Here is a 21,850-nt window from a genome sequence, read left to right on the forward strand (position 1 = left end):
AAAAATAGGGTTATTGTTGCTTATATTGAGTGTGGCTGGTTGCAATACCCTCAAAAAGGTGGGAGATGATGAACTATTGCTCACCAAGAACTCCATTTATGTGGATGAGGAAAAGGTAAACGATAGCGAAATCAAAGGCCTTATCACCCAAAAACCCAACAGTAATGTCCTTGGATACCCCTTGCGCCTCAACCTCTATAATTTGGCCAAGGAAAATCCAGACTCTTCTTTTCAGGATTGGCTCCACCGCAAGGAAAAGCGGGAAAAAAGATTGAACAATCTCCTTTCCCAAAAACAGGTGAACCGACTTCAGGAATCCTTTATCGTAAAAGGAGCCAGTGATTTTCTAAAAAGAATTGGGGAACCCCCTGTGGTAATCGACACCGCACTTACCCGTAAATCCCTGGAAAGATTGGAGGCGTATTACAGAAGCAAAGGGTATTTCAACAATTCCGGGAACTATGGAATTCTAGAAGGAAAAAGAAAAAAGAGGGCCGAGTTGGAATACAAACTCAATCTGGGAAAGCCTTTTATCATTGACACGGTCCAAAAAAACATAAGCTCCCCCGAACTGGATTCCATTTACGACGCTTCATTGGATTTGACCTTGGTCAAAGAAGGTGATCAATTTGATCTGGCCAATTTTAACCAAGAGCGGGAACGATTGACCACTTTATTCCGAAACTCCGGGGTCTATAACTTTCAGGAGAGTTCCATCAGCTACGATATTCTTCGTGATACCACCCAATTGGCCGATGACCAATTGATGGACGTACAGCTTAACATCAAAAAATTCAGAAGCACCTCGGACAGTACGGATGTCAACAGTCCGTATAGAATCCATCACCTGAAAAAAATTAATATCTATGCCGATTATGTAATTGGCGGAGAAACCGATTCCCTACAATCCTTGGAATATGATAACTATACCATTTTTTACAAGGACAGGCTCAGGTATAACCCAAAAGCATTGACCGATGCCATCTTTTTCCAAAAAGACAGTATCTATAGGGATCTGGACCGCATTCGCACCTATCGGCAGATCACCAACCTGAATACATTCAAATACCCGAACATTGAATTTATTCCAGACACCACCCAAACCCAATTGATTTCCAATGTGTATTTGGCGCCAAGGCCCAAGTTTTCATTGAACCTCGATTTTGATGTGACCCACTCCAACATACAACAGGTAGGTACTGCCTTCAGCACATCGGTCATTACAAGAAACGTTTTTGGCGGGGCAGAAACCCTGAACATTTCCGCAAGGGGTTCCATAGGCCTTTTGAGCGACGCCTCCCTCTTTTCCGATGAACCCTTTACCTCAGAGCTTGGCGGGGATGTGAACATTACCTTTCCCAGAATTTGGTTCCCGTTCAATACCGAGAAGATCATTCCGTACTATATGCTTCCACAAAGTAGGCTGTCGGCAGGTACCAACTTCCAACGGAACATTGGGTTGGACAAACAGTCCCTGAATTCCATCTTGTCTTACAATTGGTCTCCTTCCACCCAATTAAAGCATAATGTGGAATTGTTGAATGTGGAATTTGTGCGCAACACCAACCCAGACAACTTCTACAATGTTTATCGAAATACGTACAGAAATCTGGACAATATAGCCGACGCCTTTGAACAAGATCCGGCATTTGCCGATTTCTTTGAGGAAGTGGACAATGAAGACGACCCCTTTCAGTTGACCATCCCCGAAGGAGCCAATAAATTTGTGGACACCGTTCTGAACAACAACATCATACTGGACCCAGATGATTTGAACGAAGTCAACCGAATCAATGAACGCAGACAGCGATTGACCGAGAACAACCTCATCTTTGCCTCCAACTATACCTTTTTTAAAAATAGTAGGGTTGATATCAACGACAACAATTTTTATCAGTTCAGGGTAAAATTGGAAGGGGCCGGGAATTTCCTTTCCTTGATTTCCAATGTGGTACCATACAACAAAAATGACCGTGACCAGCTTCTGGTCTTTGGTGTTCCCTTTTCGCAATACTTTAAAACAGAGTTCGATTTTATCAGGCACTGGGATGTGGATGACTCCAAGGTCATTGCCTTTAGAAGCTTTTTTGGCCTTGCGGTTCCCTATGGAAACTCGGACAACATTCCCTTTGTACGAAGCTACTTTGGCGGGGGCTCCAACGACAACCGGGCTTGGAATGCTTACGAATTGGGTCCCGGAAAGACCAACAACCTTAACGATTTCAACGAAGCCAACCTGAAGCTTGCACTGAACTTGGAATATCGGTTTCCCATCGCCGGGGATGTCAAGGGTGCTCTGTTTGCCGATGCAGGGAACATTTGGAACGTGTTTGACAATGAGGACAACCCCGATGCCATCTTTACCGGCTTCTCTTCCTTGGCCGATATTGCCTTGGGTACCGGTCTGGGACTTCGATATGATTTCACCTATTTTGTGTTCAGATTGGATGTTGGGTTCAAGGCCTACGACCCTGCCCGGCAGGGATCAGACCGTTGGTTCAGTGGATACAACCTGAAAAATGCCGTTTTCAACATCGGGATCAATTATCCTTTCTAGAGTAAATATTTTATTACTTTTGTGGCCTGACTCAACTTAATAATCGTAATCAACAATAATTATGTCCCACAATATTAAGCCCGGTGTTGCAACCGGTGACGAAGTACAAGCTATTTTCAATCATGCAAAAGCGAACGGTTACGCCCTTCCAGCAGTGAACGTAATCGGGTCCAATACCATAAATGCCGTATTGGAAACAGCTGCTGAGCTAAATTCCCCCGTCATCATACAATTTTCAAATGGCGGAGGTCAGTTCAATGCAGGAAAAGGACTTTCCAATGAGAACCAGAAAGCTGCCATCCTAGGGGCCGTTTCCGGAGCCAAACATGTACATCAATTGGCTGAAGCCTACGGCGCCACTGTAATTCTTCATACAGACCACTGTGCCAAAAAACTATTGCCTTGGGTAGATGGACTTTTGGATGCCAGTGAAGAACATTTCAAGGCCACAGGAAAATCCTTGTTCAGTTCGCACATGATCGACCTTTCGGAAGAGCCCATTGAAGAAAATATTGAAATCTGCAAGACCTATTTGGAGCGCATGAGCAAAATGGGAATGACCTTGGAGATAGAACTAGGAATTACCGGAGGTGAGGAAGACGGTGTGGACAATAGCGATGTAGATGATTCCAAGCTGTACACCCAGCCCGAAGAAGTGGCATACGCCTATGAAGAATTGTCCAAAGTAAGCCACAGGTTCACCATAGCCGCTGCCTTTGGAAATGTACACGGGGTATACAAGCCGGGGAACGTAAAATTAACCCCCAAGATCTTGAAAAACTCCCAAGAATACATCACCAAAAAATATGGTGTTGAGGAAAACCACATCGATTTTGTATTCCATGGAGGTTCCGGTTCCACTGTAGAGGAAATCAGGGAAGCCATTGGATATGGTGTTATAAAAATGAACATTGACACCGATTTGCAATATGCATTTTTGGAAGGGGTACGGGACTATGTCCAAGACAAATCCGCCTACCTTCAAGCACAGATCGGAAATCCTGAAGGAGATGACCAGCCCAACAAAAAATTCTACGACCCCAGAGTATGGCTTCGTGAAGGGGAGAAGACTTTTTCAAATCGATTGAAAAAAGCCTTTGAGGATTTGAACAATATAAACACCCTATAACACTTTCGTTTAACTTAATTTTGATCGCATGTCGTCTTGGTTTAAAAGAAAGGAAAAAGGAATACAGACCACCACCGAGGAAAAAAAGGACACCCCCAAGGGGTTATGGTATAAATCCCCTACTGGAAAGATTGTAGAGTCCGAAGACCTCGCCAAAAACTTTTATGTCAGTCCCGAGGATGATTACCATGTTAGGATAGGCAGCAAGGAATACTTTGAGATTCTGTTTGATGACAACAAGTTCAAGGAACTTGATGCCAACATGACCTCCAAGGATCCTTTGAAGTTTGTGGATACCAAAAAATATTCCGATCGTTTAAAGACCGTACAACAGAAGACTGGGCTTAAGGATGCCGTTCGTACCGCTGTTGGAAAATCCATGGGCAAGGATATTGTCATTGCCTGTATGGACTTCGGTTTTATTGGAGGATCCATGGGTAGTGTGGTAGGAGAAAAGATTTCCCGCGCCATAGATGAGGCAAAAAAGAAGAAGATCCCATTTCTGATGATTTCAAAATCAGGTGGGGCCCGTATGATGGAAGCCGCGCTTTCCCTCATGCAATTGGCAAAGACCTCGGCGAAGTTGGCCCAATTGGCCGAAGCCAAAATACCGTATATCTCGTTATGTACCGACCCCACCACAGGAGGAACCACAGCTTCCTATGCCATGTTGGGTGACATTAACATTGCGGAACCAGGTGCGTTGATAGGTTTTGCGGGACCCCGGGTAGTAAAGGACACCGTAGGGAAAGACCTTCCTGAAGGTTTCCAGACCTCCGAGTTTTTGAAAGAACATGGATTTTTGGATTTTATCTCCCATCGTAGGGATTTAAAAAAGAAAGTGAACCAATATATAGACTTGATCACCAATCAACCTATAAGAAAATAAAAAAAGCCCCGAAATCGGGGCTTTTTTTATTTTATGTAAGTTCGAGCGCAGTCGAGAACCTTTTGTTGAGTTTAAGCTACTGAATACATCTCGACTGCGCTCGATGTGACATTCAGCATTTTTATTTCCAATCCATAGCTAGTTCTTAAACCGGCGTAAAAATATTTCTTCTTCTGTTCCGTCTGGATACGTGAGCATACCCACGGCATCGCAACTGCCATCCCCAAAGTCCAAACGTACCGTATTGCCCAAACGTGAAATTTCCATGGCACCACTTACAATGAACCTACAGGAAAGCTCCCTTCTCAACGGAGTGATCACCTCCTTGACAAACTCATTGCCCGCCCTGCTCACATAAGTCCTTTTGCCTGTGATCAAGAATACATTGTCTCCCCAAAAACCGGTTCCAAACCCTTCGATCCACTCCCGGGTTCGCGTCCCCGTATACGATGCCGTCGTTGCATCGGGCCAAGTGGTTGAAAAACTGGCATTGGCCACCCCTTGCGGGTTTCCATTTTCGTTGGAACGCGTCCGAACAATACTCGCCGAACCTTCCACAGCCACACTATTGAACATAAAATTCTCCAGGTTCAGCTCAATGGTATTTGTGGCTGCCTCCAAATCCAAAGCATAGCTTAGATGGATAACTCCACTCAAGGTATTCCCATTGGGCATTTCACAACCTTCACCAAAATCAAGGGTCACTTCTTTGGTAGTTTCGGTAAGTTCTACTGTTACGGTGGCACAATCTGGCAAATACCCCGAGTTGTAGTCTATTTTGGAAGTGGTCGAAATTTCGTCAGTGGCATACATTTCTTCTGCAATGGCCGTAACCTCCTCGGAAATCATTTCGGTTTCATCACTGAATTTCAACTCTGTGGAAGAAATGACTTCTTCACTGGAAAGTTCTTCCCCATTGGACCCATCGGTACTGCAGGATACAACCGACAATATCAGCAGACCAACAACGGGAGCATAACTTTTTAAGCGCATTGGAATAGGACTCTTTTTCATAATGATTGAATTTAAATGGTTTGGTGCTTTGACCCGTTCAAGCCAAAAAGGTTTAAAATCTTGCCAAAATTCATAGATTCAAAAAAAGAACTTATCTTTGCACGCTGATTGCTTGTCCCCTGAAAGCCAGGGGAACTGTCAATCCATACATAAAAATCATTTAAATAAATATTGGAATGTATTTAACAAAAGAAGTAAAAGCCGAGATTTTCAAGAAACACGGCGGCTCAGAGAGCAACACTGGTTCTACGGAAGGGCAAATTGCATTGTTCACACACCGTATCAACCACTTGACACAACACCTTAGAAGGAACCACAAAGATTTCAACACCGAGCGTTCTTTGGTGGCCTTGGTAGGTAAAAGACGTAGTCTTTTGGATTACCTAAAGAAAAAAGATATTGAAAAGTACCGTTCCTTGATCAAGGAATTAGGCATCAGAAAATAAAAACGACGGGGAGGCTTTGGCTTCCCCTTTGTTTTAGTTGGACGGGCTCCAACGACACAAAGTCCCATTAATGGGCAAACACAAAAAGCTTCAAATAGTTTTTCATTGGTCAGTGCCGAGAGGCAAACACAACAACAACACAACCCGACCGTCCGGATGACGGTAGACCAAATGTTTAACGACCCGTATCTTTTTTGACGGGTAAGACGAATTCTTATGATTCCAAAAACTTTTAAAGAGGTCATTGACCTTGGTGACGGTAGGGAAATCTCTATTGAAACCGGAAAATTGGCGAAACAGGCCCATGGTTCTGTAGTAGTCCAATCAGGCAAATGTATGTTACTATGTACCGTTGTCTCCAACTACAAACAAAGCGATGTAGATTTTCTACCACTTACCGTGGATTATCGCGAAAAATTTGCCGCTGCGGGACGTTATCCCGGCGGATTCTTCAAGCGTGAGGCAAGACCCAGCGATGGCGAGGTATTGACCATGCGTTTGGTGGACAGGGTTTTAAGACCATTGTTCCCCAAAGATTATCACTCCGAAACACAGGTGATGATCCAATTGATGTCACACGACGAAAACGTAATGCCCGATGCCATGGCAGGTTTGGCCGCTTCTGCAGCCATCCAATTGTCCGACCTTCCTTTTGAATGTCCAATTTCCGAGGTTCGCGTAGGTCGTATCGATGGTGAATTGATCATCAACCCAACCATGGAGCAATTGAAGAGTTCCGATATCGATATGGTGATCGGTGCTTCTGAAGACTCCGTGATGATGGTGGAAGGTGAAATGAGTGAAATTTCCGAAGAGGAAATGGTGGAAGCCATCAAATTTGCCCACGAAGCCATTAAAGTACAATGTGCCGCACAGGTTAGATTGGCCGAAGCTTTCGGTAAAAAAGAAACCCGTGAGTACGAACCTGAAGTAGAAGATGAAGATCTTCAGAAGAAGGTTTATGACTTGGCCTATGACAAAGTGTATGCCGTAGCCAAAGCAGGTTCTGCAAAACACGAGCGTAGTGCTGCTTTTGAAGAAATCAAGGAAGAAATCAAAGCTACTTTCTCCGAAGAAGAATTGGAAGAAATTGGTGGTTTGGTTTCCAAATACTACCACAAAGCTGAAAAAGAGGCGGTTCGTAACCTAACCTTGGAAGAAGGACTTCGTTTGGACGGTCGTAAGACTACAGACATTCGTCCTATCTGGTGTGAAGTGGATTATTTGCCAAGTGTACACGGTTCTTCCATCTTTACCCGTGGTGAAACCCAAGCTTTGGCAACCGTTACTTTGGGAACCTCCAGAGAGGCCAACCAAATTGACATGCCATCTTACGAAGGTGAGGAAACCTTCTATTTGCACTATAACTTCCCTCCTTTCTCCACTGGTGAAGCACGACCTATTCGTGGTACTTCCCGTAGAGAGGTTGGACACGGGAATTTGGCACAACGCGCCCTTAAGGGTATGATTCCGGAAGATTGTCCATATACTGTTCGTGTGGTATCCGAGGTATTGGAATCCAACGGTTCCTCTTCCATGGCCACTGTTTGTTCAGGTACCATGGCCCTTATGGATGCCGGTATCCAGTTGAAAAAACCAGTTTCCGGTATTGCCATGGGATTGATCACCGATACCGAGTCCGGTAAATATGCCGTACTTTCTGATATCTTGGGTGATGAAGATCACTTGGGGGATATGGACTTTAAGGTAACCGGTACCGAAGATGGTATCACTGCTTGTCAAATGGACATCAAGGTAAAAGGTCTTTCCTATGAGATCTTGGTAAAAGCTTTGATGCAGGCCAAGGACGGAAGATTGCACATTTTGGGCAAACTAGTTGAAACCATTGCCGAGCCAAGACCTGATGTGAAGTCTTACGCACCAAAAATCATTACCAGAATCATTCCTGGTGAATACATTGGAGCATTGATCGGTAAAGGTGGTGAGGTAATTCAAGATCTACAGAAGAAATCCAAAACTACGATTGTGATCAACGAAGATCCAGATACCGAAGAAGGCATCGTGGAAATCTTGGGTACCGATCAAGATGGTATCGATATGGTATTGGCCAAGATCGATGCGCTTATGTTCAAGCCTGAAGTAGGTAGTGTTTATGAGGTCAAGGTCATCAAAATCTTGGAATTTGGTGCCGTTGTGGAATATACCGATGCCCCTGGCAACGAAGTATTGCTGCACGTATCCGAATTGGCATGGGAACGCACAGACAATGTTACCGATGTGGTCAATCTAGGCGATGTACTTGATGTAAAGTATTTTGGCCTGGACCCAAGGACCAAAAAGGAAAAAGTTTCCAGAAAGGCCTTGTTGCCCAAACCTGAAGGATACACCGAAAGACCACCACGAAACGATAGAGGTGGTGACCGCAGAGGTGGTGATCGTAGAGGTGGTGACCGTAGAGGCGGTGATCGCGACAGAAAACCAAGAAGGGATTAACACACAATCCTTTATAAAAATAAAACCCCGGATATTCCGGGGTTTTTGCATTATTAAGAAATGTTTTACAAAAAAAACGCACCAAAATGTAACTTTTCCTTTTTTTCTACGTATAACCTAATGAGCTTCGGTTCACAAATTTAATTTGAAGGAGAAATTTTAGATGAGACAGTTAAAGATTACAAAGCAGGTTACCAATAGGGAAACCGCATCGTTGGACAAGTATTTACAGGAAATCGGTAAGGTGGATTTGATCACTGCCGATGAAGAGGTGGAGTTGGCACAACGTATAAAAGCGGGAGACCAAGTGGCCTTGGAAAAATTGACCAAAGCCAACCTTAGATTCGTGGTTTCTGTTGCAAAACAGTATCAAAACCAAGGATTGACCTTACCTGATTTGATCAATGAAGGAAATTTGGGATTGATCAAGGCCGCACAGCGTTTTGATGAGACCCGTGGATTCAAATTTATTTCCTATGCGGTATGGTGGATTCGTCAGTCCATCCTACAAGCTTTGGCAGAGCAATCGCGTATTGTGCGTTTGCCCTTGAATAAAATTGGATCCATCAACAAGATCAACAAGACTTTTGCGTTCTTGGAGCAAGCCCATGAGCGTACCCCTTCCGCCGAGGAAATTGCCAAAGAATTGGACATGACCGTGGAAGATGTAAAACAATCCCTAAAAAATTCAGGTCGTCACGTATCCATGGACGCCCCATTGATCGATGGTGAGGATTCCAACCTCTACGATGTACTCCGTAGTGGTGAATCCCCTAACCCTGACAAGGAGCTATTGCACGAATCCCTACGCACTGAGATTGAACGTGCCTTGGAAACCTTGACTCCCCGAGAAGCCGATGTTATACGACTTTACTTCGGTTTGGCCGGACAGCACTCCATGACCTTGGAGGAAATCGGAGAGACTTTTGACCTTACTAGGGAAAGGGTTCGTCAGATAAAAGAAAAAGCAATCCGACGCTTGAAACACACCTCCAGAAGTAAGATTTTGAAGACGTATTTGGGATAAAACGTAAGATTATACCAACAAATTACAGTTAAACAAACCTTAAATTTGTTTTTTGGCAAGAAAGTTGTAATTTGTAAACCTACAACAGTTTATCATGACTGTTCGTTTTTTGATTGATGAATAAACTCCGGCTGATTACCGGAGTTTTTTCATTTATACCCCTTTCTTTATCAGCCTACAAAAGGTATTTACCGCCAAAAAGTGGTTATCCACGGGAGGTTTAGCATACACCTGCCCCCTATTTTGTACTTTCATCATTAAAATGATCTTACTCCAAGGATTTTCCTAAAAACTTGGAGGGAATGCATATCAATATGATCGAAAGGATACTCAGCAGCCAGAACAGAATAACCTACCACATCCTTTTTTGGTTGGGCTATATCTTGTTCTACACCGTTCTGTGGGGGAGTTATGAGGACAATTATTGGGACCAGTTTCAACAACTACTGTTTTTACTGCCTTGGAAAATTATCCCTACTTACATTACCCTCTACTATTTGATGCCCAAGTACCTATATCCCAAAAAAATGGTACCGTACATTGTGTTGTCCATTTTCTTGGCCCTGAGCATGGCATTGATAGACCGCTACATGAATTGGAGGTATCTCTACCACTGGTTCTATCCGGAAGAGGAGCATTGGAAAACCCCGGTCCTGTACCTTCCCAAGGTGTTGAATTCGCTTATAGCCGTTTACACGCCCGTTTTTGTGGCCATGGCCATCAAATTACAGCGGTTTTTCTATCAAAAGGAACAGATCAACAAAGCGCTGGAAAAGGAAAAAATGGAAACTGAACTCAAATTTTTAAAAGCACAGATCCATCCCCATTTTCTCTTTAACACCCTGAACAGTATTTATGCGCTTTCCCTGGAAAAATCCTCCAAGACCCCCGATGCCGTTCTGGGACTGTCCAAATTCTTGGATTATATGCTCTACGAATGCAATGACCGCTTCATCACCGTGGAAAAAGAGTGGGAAGAACTGATGAACCTCGTGGCTTTGGAGCAATTGCGTTATGGGGACAAACTTACCATTTCCACCCATATAGAAAATGATAGCAGTGAGACGTTTATCCCTCCGCTTTTATTGCTTCCCTTTGTGGAAAATGCCTTTAAACATGGGGCCGATACCCTCATAGACGACTCCTACATCTCCATTGATCTAAAACTAAAGAACCAGCAACTCCACTTTGTGGTTGAAAACAGCAAATCTTCCACCCAGGAAACCACCGGTCTGGACACAGACAAGAACATAGGACTGAAAAACGTAAAAAGGCGGTTGATGCTTTTCTTCCCGGAGAAACATCAATTGAACATCCAAGAAGAACCTGACCGTTTTTTGGTAAGTTTGGAAATCGACTTGAGTGAGATTAATTCGCAGACCACCTATGGATAGAAAAATCAGGTGCATTATAGTGGATGATGAGCCCCTGGCCCGAAAAGTTCTGGTAAAACACACGGAGCAGATTGACCAATTGGAGGTGGTAGCGGTTTGTGCCAATGCGGTCGATGCATTTTGTCATCTCCAAAAAGGAAATATTGATCTGGTCTTTTTGGACATTAAAATGCCAAAAATCAATGGACTGGAGCTTTTGGAATCCCTCAACCCGGCCCCCTTGGTCGTTTTTACCACCGCTTATCGGGAATTTGCCATCAAGGCTTTTGAACTGGATGCCATTGACTATCTCCTAAAACCCATTTCCATGGGCCGGTTCATGAAAACCATAGCCAAAGCCAATAAATACTTGTCCGGACAGTCCATTTCCCAACCACAACAACCATCAAAAGTCGCTTCGGAGACAAGCACTTCCGCCGAACCAGAGCCGTTGTACATTAAGGCCCAACGTAAGATCATAAAATTGGACCTGTCCCACATTACCTATTTGGAAAGCTTGAACGACAAGGTCATCATCCATACCTTGGATAATGAGATTACCACTTCACAAAGGATTGGCCATTTTTCCGAAAAGCTCCCCAAGGAACGTTTTATTAGAATCCATCGTTCATTCATGATTGCCGTGGACAAAGTATCCGCTTTCAATAGCATCATGGTGGAAATCAACGGAAAAGAACTCCCCATCGGCAGAAATTACCGATCGCACGTTTTGGACATTCTTCAAAATACATCCGATTAGAAAGCTTTTTCTGGGTCAACGCTGTTAAGCATTCCTTAAATCGCGGGCCAAGGTTCCCAAAATACCGTTTTCAACCCGTTCCACTACATTTTCGGCATCAAACGCTCTCTCAACGACATTTACGGACCATGGCAATGCATTCCCCAACATCTCTTGATATTGATGTTACCATTACTTTTCTTTGAAGTCATCATCAAAAAACGAGCAGTTCATGAGAAGATTCTGGGCCGCGTCCTTATTAGCATTGGTCCCACTTGTAACCGTATCCCAAAATAGGGGTGGCAATACAAGGGCTTTGTTCAAGTATCAAATCCGAAAAGCCACAGAGCCTATTGTACTGGACGGAACCATTGGGGAAAAAGAGTGGGAGCCACATCAACTAGCAACCAATTTCTTCAATCATTGGCCCAATGACGAGGGGCAGGCCCGGAATCAAACTGAAGTACGAGTGACGTATGACCATGAGAATGTCTATATCATGGCCAAATGCTATGATACAGGTAGACGTATTATACAATCACTGGTACGCGACAATGACGATGATTATTGGGGAAGTGACAACTTTTCGGTGGTCCTGGACCCTGTAAATACCAAACAAAGCGGATTGCTGTTCGGGGTTACTGCGGGAGGATCGGAAATTGAAGGCAGTTTGGTCATTGAAGATGGACAAACATGGATGTCCCCAAACTGGGACAACAAATGGTCTTCCAAGACCACACAATACTCGGACTACTGGGTGGCAGAAATAGCCATTCCTCTCAAAACCCTTCGCTACAACCCTAACCAACGGGATTGGGGCGTCAATTTTATACGAGGCGACAAACAGAACAACGCTTATACCACTTGGACCCAATTTCCCGTAAACTTCAATGGCGTGAGCATCAACTATATGGGAACCTTGGAATGGGACCAAAGCCCTGAAAAGGCCAAGGGAACCTTTATTTTGAACCCGTATGTTACGAGTTCCTCAATTCGCGACTATGAGGATAGCAAACAGAAAGAAGCCAAGTTGAACAACGATTTGGGAGGGGAGGTAAAAGTGGCCTTGACCAGTAGTTTGAACCTTGACCTTACCCTATTCCCAGATTTTTCCAATGCCGATGTGGACCAGCAAGTGACCAACATTACCCGCTTTGATATTTTTTTACCGGAGCAGCGTAATTTCTTTCTGGAGAACAATGACATTTTCTCCAATTTTGGAACGTACGACATAAAACCTTTCTTTTCCCGAAGGATCGGTATCATGGATGGCGAAGCCATTCCCATTGATTTTGGGGGCAGGCTAACCGGGAACATCACCCAGAACCTGCGGGTCGGGGTCATGAACGTGCAGACCCGTCGCACCGATGAATTTGCAGCACAGAACTACAGTGTCGCAGCCTTTCAACAAAAAGTATTGCAGCGTTCCGCCATCAAGGCTTTGTTCATCAACAGACAAGCCACCAGTGCCACTTCGGAGATGGAGTATTCCAGAAATGCAGGATTGGAGTTCAGTTATATTTCCGAAAGCGGCAAGCTCAACAACACCTTCATGTACCATACTTCCCTGACCCCAGAAAATCTGGGGGACACCCATTTTTATGGTTTTACTGGAAATTATCTTACCAAGCGGTTCAGAACAGGGTGGTTGCTCAACGTAGTGGGCGAAAACTATATCACGGAACTTGGGATAAATCCTCGGTTGGAAAACTACAATGCGTTGACCGAAGAAACCGTAAGATTGGGATATACCCTATTCAATCCTTGGGTACGCTATCTTTTCTTTCCCAAAGGAGAGAACAGCAAATTAAACTATCATGGACTACGGACCTGGAACAATCTCTATCTCAATTCCGATGGCAGTTTTAATGAGCTCGAGAACAATCTTGCCTACGATTTTGAATATCGGAATACCGCCAAACTCAACTTGATCGGTCGATACCAGAAAGTGGACTTGCTGTTCCCCACCGAATTGATCGGGGATGAATTCACTCCCATTCCCGTAGGCAATTATTCCTTTGCCCGATTTGATGTACAATACAGCTCCGATGTTCGCAAAACCGTTGTATGGAACACCAATGTGGGGTATGGCCAATTCTTTAATGGCACCCGCTTAGGGGCCATGTTACAGGGTTCGTTGCGGTTTAGGCCTTGGGGCACCTTTGGCCTCACCTATGACTATAACGACATCCGCTTGGCCGAGGGGTATGGGAAAAAGAATCTGCATTTGGCCCGATTCAATGGAAACATAAGCTTCTCCAACAAGCTTTTTCTCACCAATGTGGTCCAATACAACTCCCGCGACAATAACTTCAGTGCATTTTCCAGATTACAGTGGCGTTACAGCCCCATGTCCGATATATTCCTGATATACAACGAGAACCATGACACCGAAGGATTGGGCATCAAAAACAGGTCCATGGTACTGAAGGTTACCTATTGGTTGTAGCAAATCGGGGTTTGATCCCATAAAGCCAGATCATTTGCTTATTTTTGTATCAGCTTTTAATGATCAAATGCAGAAAAAATTAGTTGCTCCCTCCCTATTGGCATCGGATTTTGCCAATTTACAGCGCGATATTGAAATGGTGAACCAAAGTGATGCCGATTGGTTTCACTTGGATATCATGGACGGTGTGTTCGTACCCAATATTTCATTTGGAATGCCCGTGGTACAGGCCATGGCCAAACATGCCCAAAAACCATTGGATGTGCACCTGATGATCGTTGATCCCGATCGCTACATCAAAACCTTTGCGAAACTGGGAGTACATCATTTAACCGTACATTATGAGGCCTGTCCCCACCTGCATAGGACCCTTCAGGCCATAAAGGCCGAAGGCATGAAAGCGGGTGTGGCCCTCAACCCGCACACCCCTGTAAGCTTATTGGAAGATATCATCCAAGATATCGACATTGTTATTGTGATGAGCGTCAACCCCGGTTTTGGCGGGCAGAGCTTTATTGAGAATACCTATCAAAAGGTAAAGGACCTCAAGGCACTCATTGAACGAAAAAAATCGAATGCCCTTATCGAGATTGACGGGGGTGTAAATGATGCCAATGCCAAAAAACTTGTGGATGCCGGAGCGGACGTTTTGGTAGCCGGTAGCTTTGTCTTTAAAAGCGATGATCCAAGCCAAACCATTAAGGAGCTAAAAGAAAAAATTGCGTAATGCAGGATTTTGATGTTGTCATTGTTGGAGGTGGACCCATTGGCATCGCTTGTGGTCTTGAGGCCAAAAAGCAAGGACTTACCTATGTGATCATTGAAAAAGGGCCCATTGTGAATTCTTTGTTCAATTATCCGATGAACATGCAGTTCTTTTCCTCGTCGGAGAAGTTGGAAATAGACGACATTCCCTTTATCAGCAAGGAAGCCAAGCCCAAACGCAATGAAGCGTTGGAGTACTACCGAAGAATTGTGACCTCCAACCAGCTGAACATCCATCTTTTTGAAAAAGTACTGGATGTGGAGCAAAAAACAGCTTCCTTCAGCATAAAAACGGACAAGGATACCTACAAAGCCAAAAATGTTATTGTGGCCACTGGCTTTTATGATCTGCCCAACAAAATCAATGTCCCGGGAGAGGATTTGCCCAAAGTTTCCCACTATTACAAGGACCCCCATTTTTATGCCAGTCAAAAATTGGCTGTGGTGGGAGCCAGCAATTCTGCCATTGATGCCGCTTTGGAATGCTGGCGGAAAGGGGCCGAAGTCACCTTGATCATTCGGGGTCCAGAGGTCGGCCAAAGGGTAAAATACTGGGTGCGTCCCGATATCGTCAATCGGATTGAAGAAGGCAGCATAAAGGCCTATTACAACGCCACTGTAAAAGAAATCACGGAAAGTGAAATCGTTATAAACACTCCGCAAGGTGAAGTTACCTTGGCCAATGATTTTGTGCTGGCCCTGACCGGCTATAGGCCCAATTTTGATTTTTTGGAAAAACTGGGCATCCAGCTTTCCGAAGACGGTAAAAGGCTACCGACATATGACCCGGAAACCATGGAAACAAATATACCTGGGTTGTTTTTGGCCGGTGTGATCTGTGGAGGGATGGAAACCCACAAATGGTTCATTGAAAATTCCCGTATCCATGCCCCCATCATCATGAAAGCCATCAAGCAAAAAATGGCCTTGGCGGATAAGGAATCCTAAATTATATCACCTTCAATTTTGACTCCAAAGCCTCATGGGCCTTAAGCATGGCCCTACCATCCTTAAAGCTTAGATAGGAATGTCCTTTTTTGTGATTAAGGATGCTCACTTGGTTCATATAGCCCCAATGTTTGGCAATTTCGCGCCATGCAAAAAACAGGGAATGCTTGGGGTCGTAAATGTGGGTAGCTTCTCCCCCTGCCCCGTTGATCTCGATCACACTGAAGTTTTTGCCTTGGCAAAGTTCCTCAAAAGAGTGATACAGCACATCCAAGCGACCATAGTGAAACTCTTTCATCTGGGAACAGATTCCATCAATGACACTTTCCAAATCATCATTTAGTTTATGGGTGATGTCCACAAATTTTGCGCCTCGCGTATGGCTTCCATAGGGCACCAAAACAAATTCCTCGCCTTCCTTTAATACCGTGTGTAAAGTTTCACCGAACTTCTTTTCCAATGTCTTTAACTGTAAATGGCTACGATACTCCTTTTTGATCAATTCTTCAATGGTATTTGTTCCATCTCCAATGACGGAAAGAAATTCTTTGGACACAATGCCTGTTACCCTACCTTTTTCAGCGCCTGGCATACGCACATAAAAAATACCCACTTCCTTGGTATACGGAATGAGTTCCTGCACCAAAAAATGGGACGGGGTACGTTTTAGGTAACTTTTAAATTCATCTTTATTGTGGATTTTATCAACCCCAAAGGCCTTCATCCCAATATCTGGTTTAGCAATAAAGGGAAAGCCAATATCCGCATCCAAAATCTTTTCCAAAGCTGGCTTGGGAGATTCATTTTTTCCAATGAACACGGTTTTGGGAATATACTGTTGGGGAATCATCTTATAGATCTCCATTTTGGATTCCATGGCCATACCCCCGTTCTTCATGGCCGGGTTTGCGGCATTGAAAAAGAAAAAGGAACGTGCCCTGATGGAATAATACAGCCAAACCGGAAACAATGGATAGTAAATGGCCCAAAGTGGCCAGTACTCCCAATGGGTAAGCTTATGCCATTTTAGTTTTAAGCTGCTCATTTTACGGATACTGTAGATAGGGTGGAAAAGGGCATTTCATAGGTTTTGTCATCAATGAGATCAAAATGCCGCAATAACATCCCTTCTTGGTCAATGACCGCTTGGGTAACGCTGAAGGTTTTGAGTCCGGTTTCACGATCAATGATAAAACCGTTTTCAAAATCCTCATGATTGTTGGAGTGGAAGTCTACCACGTCAGAAGCCTGAATTTGATCTTGCTCCTTTAAGAAATCATCGAACATTTCGGCCCTTCGGGCAATCACCTCATCACTGTAGAGGGTCGCCGAAGACCAAATATGGTTTTTGGACTTGTCCAATGGCCTAAAATACTTCTGGTTGCCATCCCAGCGAAACTCCAAAAGATTTCCATTGAGCAACACCAAAGTAAAGGGTTCTATATGATGTAAATCCATTTTTTGCAGTCGTAGTTCGGGTTCCATGGAAGCTATGACATCCAATAATATCAACCCCCTACTCTTGGCATAGGGTCCTTTATGCTGATGCCGAACAAAGGCACCATTCAGCAAAACGCCAACATGGCCCAGTTCATTGAGGGCAAACCAGGTACCCCCAGCCTTGGGATCTTTGGGAAACAACACCTTGACCGAACCTATTGTCTCTTCCTTGGGTTCAAAAGCCAAAGGGCGCGACACATGCTCATCCCGATTGGAGGTCATAAAATATTTTCCCTTCTTGGAAATGAAACTTACTGTGCACATGCTTGTCTATGTTGTATGGTGGAAGGGGCCACACCGAACGATTCAGGCAACTCCATTTGGGTAAAATGCTGTATGCCCACTTTGATGAGCGCATGATGATGGATGGTATGCTCCAAATTGTACATGACCTCCCTAAAATAATTGGAATCCAAACAGGTTTCTGAGCCACATAACTCATAAGTGACCTTGATGGGCTTGTTGGGACGTTCCAAGTGGTCTTGAATAAATTCCAACTGTGTCAGGGCATAGGAGAGCTCTTCTTCAATTCGTTGATTTCGTTCCCTGCGGTCATAGGAAACATCGGCCTGGTCATATCCCTTCAGCAGGCATAAATAAAGCTCGATGATGTGTCTGGTATGCTGACCGATAGTTGAGTTGGAAAGAACAGTACATGATTTTGAGTAGCATTCCCCCGGAATTTGCTGGAGAATCTGCTTAAACTGCTCAATGGTGTCCACGGAAGATTTGAACATACTCATTGTATTTTATATTTAAATCGTTTTTTGATGAATAGGTACATAAGATAGAAAGAAAATCCAAGGTACAGCAATCCCATAAGGAGATTGGTCACCTTGCTGTATTCGTTGTAATTGGTAAAAATATACTTCCCTGCCAGCACAAAGGCACCTAGTCCGATCAAGGTACCCATACCTATTCCCAATATATAGAAAGTATAATCCCTTCTTTTGGTTTCCAAAATACCCTTGCTTTCCAAAACCTTGTTCCATGTCATCCAAAAGGGAATCTGCAAGGGATTCAAGGCACTGAGTAAAAATCCAAGCACAAAAGTGGACTTGAATCGGGGCAATAACCCAATTTTGGAATCCACTTCGCCAATCCTAGTTGAATCCATAAAATGGGACACAGAGAGGTACATCAGCAATACAATTCCCAGTGGAAGCAGATAATCCATTACTTTTCCGTTCAGTTGTAGCCTTTCATTCCCGAACAAGGTCAATCGGACCACCACGAGCTCCACAAGGACAACGGCAATGCAAAACCACAGGGCCGAAAGCAGTCCTTGGGAAGCAGCTATTTCAAAAGCTGTCAGATTCAGTGTCCCCAAGGGCAAGGCACCCAAAAAACTAATGAGAAGACCGGAAAAAGCAACTTTAAAATAGTGTTTCATGCAAAAAGAAATGACCAACAGGATATAAAAAACAATATCCTAAAATACTACACTACAACCAGCAAAAACAAATTGCCTCTCTAGTTTAGACTCCTTGATATCCAAAAAGTTACCGATTTTTTAGCTTTTTCCAGTTCTTATCGGCCTTGGCTTTTAATTTATCCGGGGATTCATTTTGCCAAAGCTGCAAGGTGTTGGTATTCCCAGAATTATAGAACAGGTACAATTTATTGTCCCGGATTTCGAACGTTTTGGGATCAACATTTACTTTTGTCCCGGATACGGCCACGCCATAGGCACAATACCCCCCATATTGTGGGAGATAATTGTTGGGCATTGCCTTGAATTTGTCCAGATTTTCCTGATTGTGGAACTTAAACTTTACACCATCGTACTCTGTGGAGAATTTTTTGAGGCCCTCTTTGGCCTTACCATCAAAATAGGCCACCACGTCATATCCGTTGGCGGCATACCCTTTTTTAAGGTTGTAATCCACGGACTGTGCCTGAAGAAAAGTTCCCATCAAAAGGAACAGTACTACTACTATTTTTTTCATGTTGATTGTGTTGAAGGTTACAAAAATGTTGGTTCCTTGATATAGATACCACCTTATTTGTTCTTGTTAGTCCATAGAAAAGGGACTTCCTTTCAGAAAAAGAAAAATAGTGTCAAAAAAAACCTTCTTTAATAGGTATGGAGCAGTTCGTGCATCATTTTCTTGAATCCATGGGAAAAGGCGTCCGAGACCTGAAACTCGTTGCCATCCTCCATGATCAATTTTATGGTGCTCTTATTATTCACCAATTCACTGATCCGGTTGTAGTTTACAATAGCGGATTTATTGACCCTAACGAAGCTATGGGGCAAGAGGCTTTCCAACTTTTTTAGAGATATCCGCAAAAGTTTTTTATCATCATCCATGACAAAATTGGCATAATACCCTTCCGCATAAATATATTGGATGGAATTTCTGTTGAGAAAATAATTCTTTATGCCCTCGGGAACTACAACGAGTTCCGTATTTGACTTTTTAAGACCTTCCATAATATCCCTCACCTTATGGAACCCAACCTTGTCATTGCCCACCACTCTTTCGATGGCCTCATGGAAACGTTCGGGTTTGAATGGTTTCATGAGATAATCCAAAGCCCTAAGCTCAAATGCTTTTATGGCATAGTGGTCGTAGGCTGTTATGAATATGACCTTGCCTTTAAATGTATCCTCTTCCAAATTTTCAAGAACGTCAAATGCAGTGGCGTCCTTAAGTTGAATGTCCAGCAACAACAGATCGGGCTTGGTTTCGACAATAATACGGGTTGCGTCTCCCGCGGTCATGGCGGTCCCTATCAATTCCAACAAGGGATGCTCGTTTACCATTTTAACGACCCTGCGCAATGCTGGGCCTTCATCATCCACCACTACCACTGAAAGCTTTTTCATCTTATCGGTATTTCGTTGATGACCCACCCATCCTTCTGGTACAATTTAAAGTCTCGACCATTGGGGTTATAGAGCTCCAATCGTTTTCTCACATTGCCCAGGCCATGATTTTCAACAGCATTGGTAAGCGCTTTGCCATTGTTCTTTACCCTGATCATTCTGTCAACTGTGTTTATTTCCAGTAGAATAGTAAGTTTCTCCGGTATTCCTTGAAACCCATGCTTGATTGCATTCTCCACTATCGGTTGAAGAATAAAACTGGGGACCCGTAGTTTTGAGGCCCCATCATCCATGTGTATTCTGTACTCCAACTGATCTTCGAACCTTATTTTTTCTATGGACAGATACTTTTTTACATTTTCCAGTTCCTCCTCCAAAGTAATCAACTTCTTAAAATCCGAATTCAAGGTGATTCTTAGAAAATCACTTAGGTTGATGAGCATTTCCTGTGCCTTTACCTTGTTCTCGTCTATAATGGAAACCACACTGTTGAGCGAATTGAAAAGAAAATGGGGCTGCAGTTGACTTCTTAAAAGCTGTAGCTTGGATATCCCCAATTTAATTTCAAGGTCCTTTTTTCTGGTAATCTCTACCCGTAAATTATACACAAACTCATAGGCATAGATAATCGCTATCTGAAATAGGTAATTCTTTAAGGTATGGCTGAAATTTGACAACATGAATCCCATAAATGCGGTCTCAAAATCCTCAAATGACCTTACAATGAAAAGCGCATAAATACAAACCACTATAAGGACATACAACAAAACGTACACCACCCCAAACAGGGCCAATAAAACAAGTCGCTTTCTTACCTTGAACCTGGCACAATAATCGAATAGTGGGATCAAGTACATGAAAAGCAATAACACACCCGTTACAAAGCTTCCCAATGGATAAACAAAAACTTCAATCATCATAATGCTTTCAGGATAAAGCACCCTCATTGCGGTAAGTTGAATGAGGGTCAATATCCCTAAAAGACTCCATAATGCAATGATCCACTTTGTTCGGTTCATCTTGAGAAAAAATGAAACCCAATTTAGCTCTTTATGATGTGTTGTGCCCTTGAACAAGATGGTGTTGCTAACTTAGATTATGGAGATTCATCGCAAAGTTTTCATGTTTTGCATCATACTTGCCTTATTTTATATCAATTGGGCAAATACTCTTTTGGAATAGGGTTTTCCTCGGTTTCTTGGGTCCAAAAAATGTTCATGACCCACCAACGTTCACCGGTATACAACAACTGGATGCTGTTGATTCCCCTCATGAACGATTCAGCCTCCGTTCTGCTATGAAATGTTTCATAGGTACTGAACACATGGGCAATAGGCCCAAATTGTTCCGTAGTCCTATGGATTTCATCCTCAAAAAATCCATTGGTCAACAACCAATCCCCAGAATTTGAAATATATTCTCCCGGGGTGAGGTAGCGCGCCCCCACTTGTCCCTCTGGGTTCTTTCCACTGGCCACCATTTGTGCCCTTGGATAATAGAGGTACCGGAACAGTTCCCAGTCCCTTTCCTCTCCCTTTTCACCGGAAATTACCGAGTATAATGTGGCTATGGTACTATCCAAGGTTTTTACTTTTTCCCCATACTTCTTATCCAATACAGCTTGTGCGCAGGTTGTGTTGGTCCATGCCATCAGAACCGTGGCCAAAACAAGTAGCTGGTTTTTCAACACAACTGGAATAGATTTCTTTTTCATGGATTGGTTATCT

The 21,850-nt window shown here is 43.6% G+C and carries 21 protein-coding genes; 11 read left to right on the forward strand and 10 right to left on the reverse strand.

Annotation, left to right across the window (positions count from 1 at the left end; genetic code table 11):
* Positions 1-13 precede the first annotated feature (13 nt).
* The 3 genes from tamL to accD all read left to right on the forward strand — a co-directional run bounded on the left by tamL (position 14) and on the right by accD (position 4,575).
* On the forward strand, positions 14-2,557 hold the full coding sequence (tamL, locus tag DN53_RS12175; protein ID WP_313790141.1) for a translocation and assembly module lipoprotein TamL: 2,544 nt from the start codon (positions 14-16) through the stop codon (positions 2,555-2,557).
* A gap of 61 nt (positions 2,558-2,618) precedes the next feature.
* The gene (fbaA, locus tag DN53_RS12180) at positions 2,619-3,686 is read left to right on the forward strand and encodes a class II fructose-bisphosphate aldolase (protein WP_129654564.1); all 1,068 of its coding nucleotides are present in this window, start codon (positions 2,619-2,621) and stop codon (positions 3,684-3,686) included.
* A gap of 28 nt (positions 3,687-3,714) precedes the next feature.
* Positions 3,715-4,575 carry an acetyl-CoA carboxylase, carboxyltransferase subunit beta gene (accD, locus tag DN53_RS12185; protein ID WP_116217424.1) on the forward strand — a complete coding sequence of 287 codons (861 nt, stop codon included), beginning with the start codon at positions 3,715-3,717 and terminating at the stop codon, positions 4,573-4,575.
* A 138-nt stretch (positions 4,576-4,713) separates the two neighbouring features.
* Here the strand turns inward: accD and DN53_RS12190 are convergent, their stop codons facing one another.
* The gene (locus DN53_RS12190; protein WP_129654565.1) at positions 4,714-5,589 is read right to left on the reverse strand and encodes a hypothetical protein; all 876 of its coding nucleotides are present in this window, start codon (positions 5,587-5,589) and stop codon (positions 4,714-4,716) included.
* Positions 5,590-5,765: 176 nt separating this feature from the next.
* Here DN53_RS12190 and rpsO point away from each other — a divergent pair, with 176 nt between their 5' ends.
* From rpsO to DN53_RS12215, 5 genes are all read left to right on the forward strand, one after another.
* Entirely contained in the window at positions 5,766-6,035 is a 270-nt protein-coding gene (gene rpsO, locus DN53_RS12195; RefSeq protein ID WP_129654566.1) for a 30S ribosomal protein S15, read from the forward strand.
* A 216-nt stretch (positions 6,036-6,251) separates the two neighbouring features.
* Positions 6,252-8,489 (forward strand): polyribonucleotide nucleotidyltransferase, encoded by a 2,238-nt coding sequence (locus DN53_RS12200; protein ID WP_129654567.1) that lies wholly within the window; start codon positions 6,252-6,254, stop codon positions 8,487-8,489.
* A 163-nt stretch (positions 8,490-8,652) separates the two neighbouring features.
* A complete protein-coding gene (locus DN53_RS12205) occupies positions 8,653-9,516 on the forward strand; it encodes a sigma-70 family RNA polymerase sigma factor (protein WP_072878578.1) in 864 nt (287 codons plus the stop codon).
* 302 nt (positions 9,517-9,818) lie between these two features.
* Complete coding sequence (locus tag DN53_RS12210; RefSeq protein WP_129654568.1) at positions 9,819-10,910, forward strand: sensor histidine kinase; 1,092 nt, start codon at positions 9,819-9,821, stop codon at positions 10,908-10,910.
* Entirely contained in the window at positions 10,903-11,649 is a 747-nt protein-coding gene (locus DN53_RS12215) for a LytR/AlgR family response regulator transcription factor (RefSeq protein WP_129654569.1), read from the forward strand. Before DN53_RS12210 ends, DN53_RS12215 begins: the two co-directional genes overlap by 8 nt.
* Before the next feature lie 24 nt (positions 11,650-11,673).
* On the opposite strand, the gene DN53_RS18125 is transcribed toward DN53_RS12215, so the two are convergent.
* Positions 11,674-11,799 carry a hypothetical protein gene (locus tag DN53_RS18125; RefSeq protein ID WP_262707912.1) on the reverse strand — a complete coding sequence of 42 codons (126 nt, stop codon included), beginning with the start codon at positions 11,797-11,799 and terminating at the stop codon, positions 11,674-11,676.
* A 61-nt stretch (positions 11,800-11,860) separates the two neighbouring features.
* On the opposite strand from DN53_RS18125, the gene DN53_RS12220 reads away from it, so the two are divergent.
* The 3 genes from DN53_RS12220 (at position 11,861) to DN53_RS12230 (ending at position 15,790) form a co-directional block, all read left to right on the forward strand.
* Positions 11,861-14,077 carry a DUF5916 domain-containing protein gene (locus DN53_RS12220; protein ID WP_129654570.1) on the forward strand — a complete coding sequence of 739 codons (2,217 nt, stop codon included), beginning with the start codon at positions 11,861-11,863 and terminating at the stop codon, positions 14,075-14,077.
* 67 nt (positions 14,078-14,144) lie between these two features.
* On the forward strand, positions 14,145-14,804 hold the full coding sequence (rpe, locus tag DN53_RS12225; protein ID WP_129654571.1) for a ribulose-phosphate 3-epimerase: 660 nt from the start codon (positions 14,145-14,147) through the stop codon (positions 14,802-14,804).
* Positions 14,804-15,790 (forward strand): YpdA family putative bacillithiol disulfide reductase, encoded by a 987-nt coding sequence (locus DN53_RS12230; RefSeq protein ID WP_129654572.1) that lies wholly within the window; start codon positions 14,804-14,806, stop codon positions 15,788-15,790. Before rpe ends, DN53_RS12230 begins: the two co-directional genes overlap by 1 nt.
* Before the next feature lies 1 nt (position 15,791).
* On the opposite strand, the gene DN53_RS12235 is transcribed toward DN53_RS12230, so the two are convergent.
* The 8 genes from DN53_RS12235 to DN53_RS12270 all read right to left on the reverse strand — a co-directional run bounded on the left by DN53_RS12235 (position 15,792) and on the right by DN53_RS12270 (position 21,837).
* Positions 15,792-16,835: an ATP-grasp domain-containing protein gene (locus DN53_RS12235; RefSeq protein ID WP_129654573.1), complete on the reverse strand. Its 1,044-nt coding sequence runs from the start codon at positions 16,833-16,835 to the stop codon at positions 15,792-15,794.
* On the reverse strand, positions 16,832-17,554 hold the full coding sequence (locus DN53_RS12240; RefSeq protein ID WP_129654574.1) for an NRDE family protein: 723 nt from the start codon (positions 17,552-17,554) through the stop codon (positions 16,832-16,834). The genes DN53_RS12235 and DN53_RS12240 overlap by 4 nt, the downstream gene beginning before the upstream one ends.
* Entirely contained in the window at positions 17,542-18,027 is a 486-nt protein-coding gene (locus DN53_RS12245; RefSeq protein WP_129654575.1) for a DinB family protein, read from the reverse strand. The genes DN53_RS12240 and DN53_RS12245 overlap by 13 nt, the downstream gene beginning before the upstream one ends.
* 2 nt (positions 18,028-18,029) lie before the next feature.
* Positions 18,030-18,683 carry a LysE family transporter gene (locus DN53_RS12250; protein WP_129654576.1) on the reverse strand — a complete coding sequence of 218 codons (654 nt, stop codon included), beginning with the start codon at positions 18,681-18,683 and terminating at the stop codon, positions 18,030-18,032.
* Positions 18,684-18,792: 109 nt separating this feature from the next.
* Positions 18,793-19,239 carry a YHS domain-containing (seleno)protein gene (locus tag DN53_RS12255; RefSeq protein WP_129654577.1) on the reverse strand — a complete coding sequence of 149 codons (447 nt, stop codon included), beginning with the start codon at positions 19,237-19,239 and terminating at the stop codon, positions 18,793-18,795.
* A gap of 128 nt (positions 19,240-19,367) precedes the next feature.
* The gene (locus DN53_RS12260) at positions 19,368-20,123 is read right to left on the reverse strand and encodes a LytR/AlgR family response regulator transcription factor (protein WP_129654578.1); all 756 of its coding nucleotides are present in this window, start codon (positions 20,121-20,123) and stop codon (positions 19,368-19,370) included.
* Positions 20,120-21,142: a sensor histidine kinase gene (locus DN53_RS12265; protein WP_129654579.1), complete on the reverse strand. Its 1,023-nt coding sequence runs from the start codon at positions 21,140-21,142 to the stop codon at positions 20,120-20,122. The genes DN53_RS12260 and DN53_RS12265 overlap by 4 nt, the downstream gene beginning before the upstream one ends.
* Positions 21,143-21,276: 134 nt before the next feature.
* Positions 21,277-21,837, reverse strand: coding sequence for a hypothetical protein (locus DN53_RS12270; RefSeq protein WP_242502132.1), 561 nt, complete (start codon positions 21,835-21,837; stop codon positions 21,277-21,279).
* Positions 21,838-21,850: the final 13 nt, after the last annotated feature.

The organism is Flagellimonas olearia (genome assembly GCF_004150225.1).
GTDB classification, from domain to species: Bacteria; Bacteroidota; Bacteroidia; order Flavobacteriales; family Flavobacteriaceae; genus Flagellimonas; species Flagellimonas olearia.